This is a genomic window from Roseateles sp. (assembly GCF_031397715.1).
Taxonomy (GTDB): domain Bacteria; phylum Pseudomonadota; class Gammaproteobacteria; order Burkholderiales; family Burkholderiaceae_C; genus Paucibacter_A.
The window spans coordinates 1-7,413 of the sequence record NZ_JANNMI010000469.1 but is presented as its reverse complement, the minus strand read 5'-3'; the positions used below and the strand labels follow the sequence as shown (position 1 = coordinate 7,413).

Here is a 7,413-nt window from a genome sequence, read left to right as displayed (position 1 = left end):
GCGGGTGAATACGCAAAACTGCTGAAACGCGACCAGCGCCCGCCGACCAAGCCCCAAAGAACCCGGAAAGCCACCAGCGCCAGCACCGCGTAGCCCAGACGCATATGCCAGACCATGGCATTGCCACCCACCTTGGCGCTGACTACCGAGCCCAGCACGCACAGCACCAAGACCCAATGAAACAGCCGCGTCGGCAGGTCCCAAATCCTGACCGGGCCCAACAAGTCTTTACGCATGAACTCTCCGTAGCGATTGACAGCAACGATAACGCATGCGGCGCGCGCTGCAAAGAACGCGATTGCTGTCTACACTCCCGCAGCCAAGGGCGTTCCCCACTTGGCCCAAGTCAGCCGATATTGCACCTACCCAAGGAAGCCAGCATGAAGCAGAGAAAACTCCTGATAGCCCTGTCCTTTGTGACCGGCATGGCCGGCCTTTTCGCCGCCCTGCCTGCCAGCGCCCAATTCGCCAAACCGGAAGACGCGGTCAAGTATCGCAAGGCCACGTTTACTGTGATGGGCAACCATTTCGGGCGCATCAGCGCGATGGCACAAGGCAAGGTCCCGTTTGATGCAGCGGCCGCCACCGCCAATGCTGAGATCGTGGCGATGATGTCGATGCTGCCCTACTCAGCCTTCCCCGAGGGCACCCACGGCAGCGAGAAAGGCACGCCGAAGCTCAACGTTTGGAGCGAGCGCGCCAAGTTCGACGAGGCCGCCAAGACTATGCAGGGCGAGGCGGCCAAGCTGGTGGTCGCAGCCAGGTCCAACAATCTGGACGCGCTGAAGGTTGCGGTGGGCAACACCGGCAAGAGCTGCAAGGCCTGCCACGACAATTTCCGTAACGACTAAGTTAGACGGCTAAAGCCAGGCCGGGTTCAAGGCATGCCGTTGCGGCCATGCTGCAAAAAACCCGGCCGCTTGGCCAAACGCTCGCAATAGTCGGTGATGGCCGGCAACTCGGGGCGGCCGCGCGCATCCAGAGGCGCCATCAACCAACGCTGGGCCGACAGGCCCATGACCACGTCGGCCAGGCTGAAGTTAGCGCCGGCCACAAAGGCGCCGGTCTGCGTCAGGCGCCGCGCCAAGATCTCGACATGGCGATGCCAGCCGGCCACACCGGCGGCCAATAGCGCGGGATCCTGATGTGCTGGGCTTTGCCGAACCAGGCTCAGAAAGGCATAGCGCCAAGAGTTGTTGAACTCGCCCGCCTGCCAGTCCATCCATTGCTCGACGACGGCACGCTCGCGCGGCTGCGCCGGCAGCAAATCAAAGCGCTGCTCACGTGCGGCCAAGTAACGGCATATGCTGTTGGACTCCCACAGCACAAAGTCGCCGTCGATCAAGACCGGCACCATCGCGTTCGGGTTCAAGGCCAGGAACTCCGTCCCATCGGTCGCTTGGAAGCCGGAGCCCCAGTCCTCGCGCTCAAAATCGAGGCTGAGTTCGGCACAGGTCCAGAGCACCTTGCGGACATTGATGGAGCTGGCTTTGCCGAGGATCTTCATGCCGCTTGAGTGATTAATTGGTGGGCCATGGGAATGAATGCTAGCTGCAATCCGGGCTCGCAAAGCTGCATCCGGGCGTGCGGAAGAAATTCGCTGAATTGGGCCAGCCATGCGCGCCAGCGGATATCTCCCTTGGCCAAGCGAATTCACGCAGTCGGCCGTAAGGCGTCATAGCGTCTGTGTTTCCACAGCGGACAGCCGGTCAGTTCCGGGCCGACGACCGAAACATTTCATGGTGCAGGCCCCAATGCTCGACGGCAGCGACGAGCACAGCCGATTCGCCGTCGTCGACCTGGGCGTCGACCTCTGCAATTTCGACACACAAGCGCAGCACCTTCAGCCGCAGCGTCGGCTCCTGGATTTCACCCATCAGGTCCGCCAGCGTGCGCTCGTCCACCGGGCACACATCGGCCCAGTTCAACTGGCCGCTCGAAAGCAAGTCTTCGCAGAAGGTGTCCAGCAGCGCAAGCAACTCAAGCCGCGTCAGGCCGAGCTGCTCATGCACGGCGAGACGGTCGAGACACTCAATCTCAGCGTCTGCGATGTCGCCATCGGCGACCACCGTCAGCGCGATGATGCGGGCGGCGGCCTGCGGGCTGTTGACGGGATAGTTGCGCATAGGGAGTCCTGCTGGATGGTTGATGGGCTTGCGTCAGTGTTGTAATCTGGGGCTCCCAGCGCTTCCAAAAAAGCAGCTTTTCGAGAACGCCAACATCGGACAAACCTGAACATGAGGCGGGCTTTCTGCCGCAAACTTTAGTGTTCCGCAGTTGCTGCGCATACGCGCTGCAGCGCCCAACAATTCTCGGCACCTCACCCTCTGGAGAACCTTCCCATGCCCAACACTCGATCCGCCAATGCCGTCCGTCTGGAGTTCGCTGCTGACTCGCTGGTTCAATCCAATCTGTCGGGCGCCGCCTTCACCGGCGACTGGCTCTGGGTGGCGGGCGACGAAGCCTGCGGCCTGGACCGCCTGCGCCGGCTCGAACCCGTCGGGCGCGAGGCCCTGCGTTTTGGTGAGGTGCGCGCCTTCCCGCTCGGCGACCTGCTGGACTTGCCCGGCGCAGCCGAGGAGGAGGCCGATTTGGAAGGCATGGCCGTGGCCGACGGCTACCTGTGGGTGGTTGGCTCGCATGGCCTGAAGCGCAAGAACGCCAAGCCGGACTGGGACCACGCCGACAACGCCCGCCGGCTGTCCAAGCTAGCACTCGACGGCAACCGGCGCTTGCTGGCCTGCCTGCCGATCGAACCCGATGCCCAGGGCGAACCCTGCCTGGTGCGCCAGGCGCAAGACGGCCGCAAGGCGCTGTGCCTGAAGGGGGATGCTCAATCGAACCTGCTCACGCGTGCGCTGGCCGACGACCCCCACTTCGGCCCCTATATGGCGATCCCGGGCAAGGACAACGGCTTTGACATCGAAGGCCTGGCCGTCGACGGCCGCCGCCTGCTGCTGGGGCTGCGCGGGCCGGTGCTGCGTGGCTGGTCGGCGCTGCTGGAGATCTCGGTCGAAGCTCGCGGAGACCACTTGCGACTGCAGCCACTGGACGACAGCGGCACGCTGATCCGCAAACATTTCCTTCAGCTCGACGGCTTGGGTGTTCGCGACCTGCACTTCTCGGGTGATGACCTCTACATCCTGGCCGGCCCGACGATGGTGCTGAACGGTGACATCCGCGTCTTCAAATGGCCCGCCGCTCGCACCCTTTTGGCCGCTAACCGCGAGCCCGTGCGTTTCGAGGCGGCATTGACCGAGTCGGTGCCGCTGCCGCACGGCCGCGGCACCAACCGCGCCGAGGCGATTTGCGATCTGCCGCCGGACTTGTCCGGAGGCAAGGCAAGCTGGCTGGTCCTGTACGACGCGCCAGGCGCCGATCGCAAGGACGGCGAGCACGCGGTCTTCGGCGACCTGTTGCGCCACGATTGAAGGCATTCCACCTCGCTATGCCTCAATCAGTCATGGCTGATGCCCCCGAACTTGATCCTGCCGCGCCGATCCAGTTCGTGATCAATGCGGCTGCGGGCAGCAGCGACGCCGACACGAAGCGCGCAGTCATCGAGTCGGTGCTGCGAGCAGAAGGCAGGTGCGGTGACTTGCGCTTCTGCACGCCCGTCCAATTGGCCGGCGTGGCGCGTGAGTCGGCGCAGCGGGCCTTGTCGACCCGCGCGGCCGTGGTCGCCGTCGGTGGCGACGGCACGCTCAACACGGTGGCGCAGGCCGCCCATGCTGTGAGCTGCGCTTTTGGGGTGGTGCCGCAGGGTACGTTCAACTACTTTGCCCGCACCCATGGCATTCCCGCCGACCCGGCCGAAGCGGTCCGCCTGCTGCTGCATGCAGCGCCGGTGCCGGTTCAGGTGGCCGGCATCAACGAGCGCGTGTTCCAGGTCAACGCCAGCCTGGGGCTCTATCCCGACTTGCTGGAAGACCGCGAAGCCTACAAAGCCCGCTTCGGCCGCAGCCGCTGGGTGGCGTTGGTGGCGGCCTGCGCGACGCTGCTGCGCGCACAGCGCCGGCTGCGCCTGCATATCGAGACAGGTGGCACGGTTCGCGACGTGCAAACCTTGACGCTTTTCGTGGGCAACAACCGGCTGCAACTGCAGCAGTTCGGTGCGGAGCCGGAAGATACCCTGGCCGGTACGCCGGGCGACGGCAGCATGGCCGCGCTGGTGCTGCGGCCGATCGGAACGCTGGCTATGCTGGGCTTGATGCTGCATGGCGCGATGGGCAGGCTGGGTGAGGCCGCCGGCGTCGAGCGCTTCGAGTTCGAGCATTTGGTGGTCAAGCCCACGCTGCCGCAGGGCCGTCGCGGGGTGAAGGTGGCCTTCGACGGCGAGGTCACGATGATGCGCGCGCCGCTCGACTTCCGCGTGCTCGCCAAACCCCTGTACTTGCTGAGGCCTGCCGCCCCGACCCAAGGGGCAGCCGGATGAGCGTCCTGCTGCAAGTTTCGGACACGCACTTCGGCACCGAGCAGGCACCGGTCGTCGAAGCGCTGGCCGCGCTGGCCCAGCAGCAGCAGCCAGCGCTGATCGTGCTGTCGGGCGACATCACTCAGCGCGCTCGCCCGGCGCAGTTCCGGGCCGCCCGTGCGTTTGTGGACCGCCTCGGCGCGCCGGTGTTGGCCGTTCCCGGCAACCACGACATTGCGCTGTTCGACCTCTGGGCGCGCCTGCGCCGCCCCTATGCGCGCTACAGCGCGGCCTTCGGCGCGGAGCTCGAGCCCGTGTACCGCACGCCCGAGCTGCTGCTGCTGTGCGTCAACACCACGCGGCCCTGGCGCCACAAGCATGGCGAGATCTCCGGGCCGCAGGTCAAGCGTGTGGCCCAACTTTTGGAGCGCGCCGAAGCCGCCCAGCTGCGGGTGGTTGTGGTGCACCAACCCGTGGCCGTGACGCGTGACGAGGACCTGTCCAACCGTCTGCGCGGGCATGCGGCCGCGCTCGAGCGCTGGGCTAAAGCTGGAGCCGACCTCATCATGGGCGGGCACATCCACCTGCCTTACGTGATGCCGCTGCAAGGCCTGGCGCGTCCGCTGTGGGCCGTGCAGGCAGGCACGGCCGTCTCGTCGCGGCTGCGCTCGGGCGTGCCCAACTCGGTCAACCTGCTGCGCTGGGGCGCGGACTCGGCGCCTGGCTGCTGCCGGATCGAGCAGTGGGATTTCTCGGTTGACAAGCAAGCCTTCTGGCTCGCCAAGATCACCGAGGTACGGCCGGCCAGGGCGTGAGTGGGTCGACGCGCAAGCTTCGTATTTTTCTGAGCTCGAGTCACGAAAGAGCGCCTTCTTCCGAAGTTGTTCCGGCTCCACATTGTTGCCATCAACAGCGCCGTTGTTGACCCCAGACCGGACTATTTCAAGGAAAACCCAGCGTGCGCAGCTACCCCCACAACAGCCCAGAAGCCGCCGCGCGCATCGTCGCCTTGGTGCTGATCTCCGACGGTCAGATGTGCAGTTCCGAAATCGATGCCCTCAAGCAATTGGGCGCGGAGCGCGAGCTGGGTCTTGACCCCCATCTGCTGCCGCACATCGTTCACACCTTGTGTGAGGAACTGATGGCCGCTGGGTACGCGACAGGTTCGCCGATGGATAAGGTGGATGACGGCAGATTGGCGTCATTGATGGCCGAGATCTCGGATCCGGCGCTGCGAAGAAAGGTGCTGCGTCTGTCCCTGGCCGCAATGCGGGCCGATGGCCACTTGGCCGACGGCGAAGTGCGGGTGGTGGAGGCCGCCCGGCAGCATTGGAAGCTCGTCGATGATGAGGAGCCGAGCGCCGTCAAGCCGGCCCGCCGCCGCGCCGACTGACCGGCCGCGATCAAGCCCGTGACGCCGCCATCAGCTGCGTCACCAAGGGGTGGTGCTGGCCGCGGCGCGAGCGGATGGCATGGATTTCCTCGTTGACGCCATCGCTGCTGCCCAACAAACGAAGTCCGCGCATCAAGCCGACGTCGCCTGCGCCGAGCCGGCTGACCGGAAATACGCCGAGCCCGCGGGCCCCGAATACCGCCAGCAGCGCACTGTCCTCGAACTCGCCGACGATACGGGGTCGCAGGCCCTGCGTCTCGAACCAGCGATCCAGCGCCGGTCGCAGGGCCGAGTGCCCGGTGGGCAGCAACACCGGCAGGTCATTCAGGCTTTGCGGAAACCGCTCGCGCTCGGTCTTGCCGACCAGCCGGGCGGGCCCGTACCACTCGACCGGCGAATCGACGAGCCGCTCGCTGCTCAGGCGCAGGTTGGGATTGCGCGGTGCCGCCTGGCCGGCCAGCACCAGGTCCAGGTGATGCAGCGCCAGCTCGCTGAGCAGCTGTTCGAACTCGCCCTCATGGCAAACAAGCCGAAGATTGGGGGTGCTCAGCACCGGCTCCAGCAAGGCATAGGCGGCGAGTTTGGAGATGCCATCGGAGAGCCCGACCGCCAGGCGGGCCACCTTGCCACTGGCCGCTTCGCGCACCTCGTCGGGGATGCCTTGGCCGAGTTGAAAGATCTCCTCGGCGCGCGCAAAGGCGGCCTGGCCTGCCTCGGTGAGGGCCATGCCACGGCCGGAGGGCTTGAGGAGCTGGTGGCCCAGCGACTTCTCCAGCTCGCGCACCTGCGCGCTGATGGTCTGAATCGCCATATCCAGCCGTTCGGCCGCGCGAGCAAACCCGCCTTCCTTGGTGACAACCCAGAAGTAATGGAGATGGCGATAGTTCAGCATATGTTCTCCAGTGCGGGAAAACCGAAGTCTAAGTGTGTTTCAAGCTGATTTGTCCGAAGCCGTTTGATCCCCACACTGCAAGGTATTCAAACAAAAGAGAAAGTCACGTCATGTTCTACGCCCTCAGCTGGTTCTTCGTCTTCGCTCTGCTGGCGCTGTGGTCGCTGGCCGCCTGGGCGCTGCATGCCGTGGCGGTCTGGACGGTCTCGAACGCGGGCGCGCTGACCGAAGCCGCGTCGGGGGCAAGCACCATCGCGCTGCCCGACTGGCTGGCGCCCTGGGTGCCGGCGGAAGTGGCGCCGTGGGCCAGCCCGATATTGGGAGGCCTTGCGCCATTCATCGACAGCCTGCTGCAGGCCGCACCCGCACTGGCGGGTGGCTTGACGGTGGCGACCTGGGTGATCTGGGCTATCGGCAGCGTGCTGCTCGTGCTCCTGGGTGCCGGGCTGCACCTGCTCATCGCGCTGCTGCGCCGCCGCGAGGCCAGCCCGAACGCTGGCTCTTCGTTCGCGGCAGGCTGATTGGCGATCTTCGACATCTAAAGGCAAGACATGGACTTTCTGCTCCCCTTCCTCACGGCCGACTTCCTCGGCACGCCCACCTGGATCTGGCTCAGCTTCGTCGGCGTCGTCATCGCGCTGCTGGCCTTCGACCTGGGCGTCCTGCACAGGGACGACCACGAAATCGGCGTGCGCGAAAGCCTGCTGCTGTCGG

The 7,413-nt window shown here is 65.5% G+C and carries 10 protein-coding genes and 1 pseudogene; 7 read left to right on the top strand and 4 right to left on the bottom strand.

Annotated features, from left to right (window positions below):
* A partial coding sequence (locus RMO57_RS20875) for a cytochrome b/b6 domain-containing protein (protein ID WP_414896468.1) occupies positions 1–236 on the bottom strand: 236 nt, incomplete at its 3' end.
* A 189-nt stretch (positions 237–425) separates the two neighbouring features.
* Between RMO57_RS20875 and RMO57_RS20870 the strand changes: the two genes are divergently transcribed.
* Positions 426–851 (top strand): cytochrome c, encoded by a 426-nt coding sequence (locus RMO57_RS20870; protein ID WP_310389952.1) that lies wholly within the window; start codon positions 426–428, stop codon positions 849–851.
* 26 nt (positions 852–877) lie between these two features.
* On the opposite strand, the gene RMO57_RS20865 is transcribed toward RMO57_RS20870, so the two are convergent.
* On the bottom strand, positions 878–1,507 hold the full coding sequence (locus RMO57_RS20865; protein ID WP_310389950.1) for a glutathione S-transferase: 630 nt from the start codon (positions 1,505–1,507) through the stop codon (positions 878–880).
* A gap of 202 nt (positions 1,508–1,709) precedes the next feature.
* A complete protein-coding gene (locus RMO57_RS20860) occupies positions 1,710–2,126 on the bottom strand; it encodes a TerB family tellurite resistance protein (RefSeq protein ID WP_310389948.1) in 417 nt (138 codons plus the stop codon).
* Between the two features lie 216 nt (positions 2,127–2,342).
* Here RMO57_RS20860 and RMO57_RS20855 point away from each other — a divergent pair, with 216 nt between their 5' ends.
* The 4 genes from RMO57_RS20855 to RMO57_RS20840 all read left to right on the top strand — a co-directional run bounded on the left by RMO57_RS20855 (position 2,343) and on the right by RMO57_RS20840 (position 5,807).
* A complete protein-coding gene (locus RMO57_RS20855; protein WP_310389946.1) occupies positions 2,343–3,431 on the top strand; it encodes a DUF3616 domain-containing protein in 1,089 nt (362 codons plus the stop codon).
* 32 nt (positions 3,432–3,463) lie between these two features.
* On the top strand, positions 3,464–4,435 hold the full coding sequence (locus RMO57_RS20850) for a diacylglycerol/lipid kinase family protein (RefSeq protein WP_310389944.1): 972 nt from the start codon (positions 3,464–3,466) through the stop codon (positions 4,433–4,435).
* A complete protein-coding gene (locus tag RMO57_RS20845) occupies positions 4,432–5,229 on the top strand; it encodes a metallophosphoesterase family protein (protein ID WP_310389943.1) in 798 nt (265 codons plus the stop codon). Before RMO57_RS20850 ends, RMO57_RS20845 begins: the two co-directional genes overlap by 4 nt.
* Positions 5,230–5,372: 143 nt before the next feature.
* Entirely contained in the window at positions 5,373–5,807 is a 435-nt protein-coding gene (locus RMO57_RS20840; RefSeq protein WP_310389942.1) for a TerB family tellurite resistance protein, read from the top strand.
* A gap of 10 nt (positions 5,808–5,817) precedes the next feature.
* Here RMO57_RS20840 and RMO57_RS20835 read toward each other — a convergent pair whose 3' ends face one another.
* Positions 5,818–6,699, bottom strand: coding sequence for a LysR family transcriptional regulator (locus RMO57_RS20835; RefSeq protein WP_310389940.1), 882 nt, complete (start codon positions 6,697–6,699; stop codon positions 5,818–5,820).
* Positions 6,700–6,809: 110 nt separating this feature from the next.
* Here RMO57_RS20835 and RMO57_RS20830 point away from each other — a divergent pair, with 110 nt between their 5' ends.
* Positions 6,810–7,220 (top strand): hypothetical protein, encoded by a 411-nt coding sequence (locus RMO57_RS20830; RefSeq protein WP_310389937.1) that lies wholly within the window; start codon positions 6,810–6,812, stop codon positions 7,218–7,220.
* Positions 7,221–7,250: 30 nt separating this feature from the next.
* A pseudogene (locus tag RMO57_RS20825) lies at positions 7,251–7,413 on the top strand (TerC family protein); the annotation flags it as partial.

Coding starts and splice junctions, on each gene's coding strand:
- RMO57_RS20870 (WP_310389952.1), top strand. CDS start 426: ATGGCCGGCCTTTTCGCCGCCCTGCCTGCCAGCGCCCAATTCGCCAAA.
- RMO57_RS20865 (WP_310389950.1), bottom strand. CDS start 1,507: ATGAAGATCCTCGGCAAAGCCAGCTCCATCAATGTCCGCAAGGTGCTC.
- RMO57_RS20860 (WP_310389948.1), bottom strand. CDS start 2,126: ATGCGCAACTATCCCGTCAACAGCCCGCAGGCCGCCGCCCGCATCATC.
- RMO57_RS20855 (WP_310389946.1), top strand. CDS start 2,343: ATGCCCAACACTCGATCCGCCAATGCCGTCCGTCTGGAGTTCGCTGCT.
- RMO57_RS20850 (WP_310389944.1), top strand. CDS start 3,464: ATGGCTGATGCCCCCGAACTTGATCCTGCCGCGCCGATCCAGTTCGTG.
- RMO57_RS20845 (WP_310389943.1), top strand. CDS start 4,432: ATGAGCGTCCTGCTGCAAGTTTCGGACACGCACTTCGGCACCGAGCAG.
- RMO57_RS20835 (WP_310389940.1), bottom strand. CDS start 6,699: ATGCTGAACTATCGCCATCTCCATTACTTCTGGGTTGTCACCAAGGAA.
- RMO57_RS20830 (WP_310389937.1), top strand. CDS start 6,810: ATGTTCTACGCCCTCAGCTGGTTCTTCGTCTTCGCTCTGCTGGCGCTG.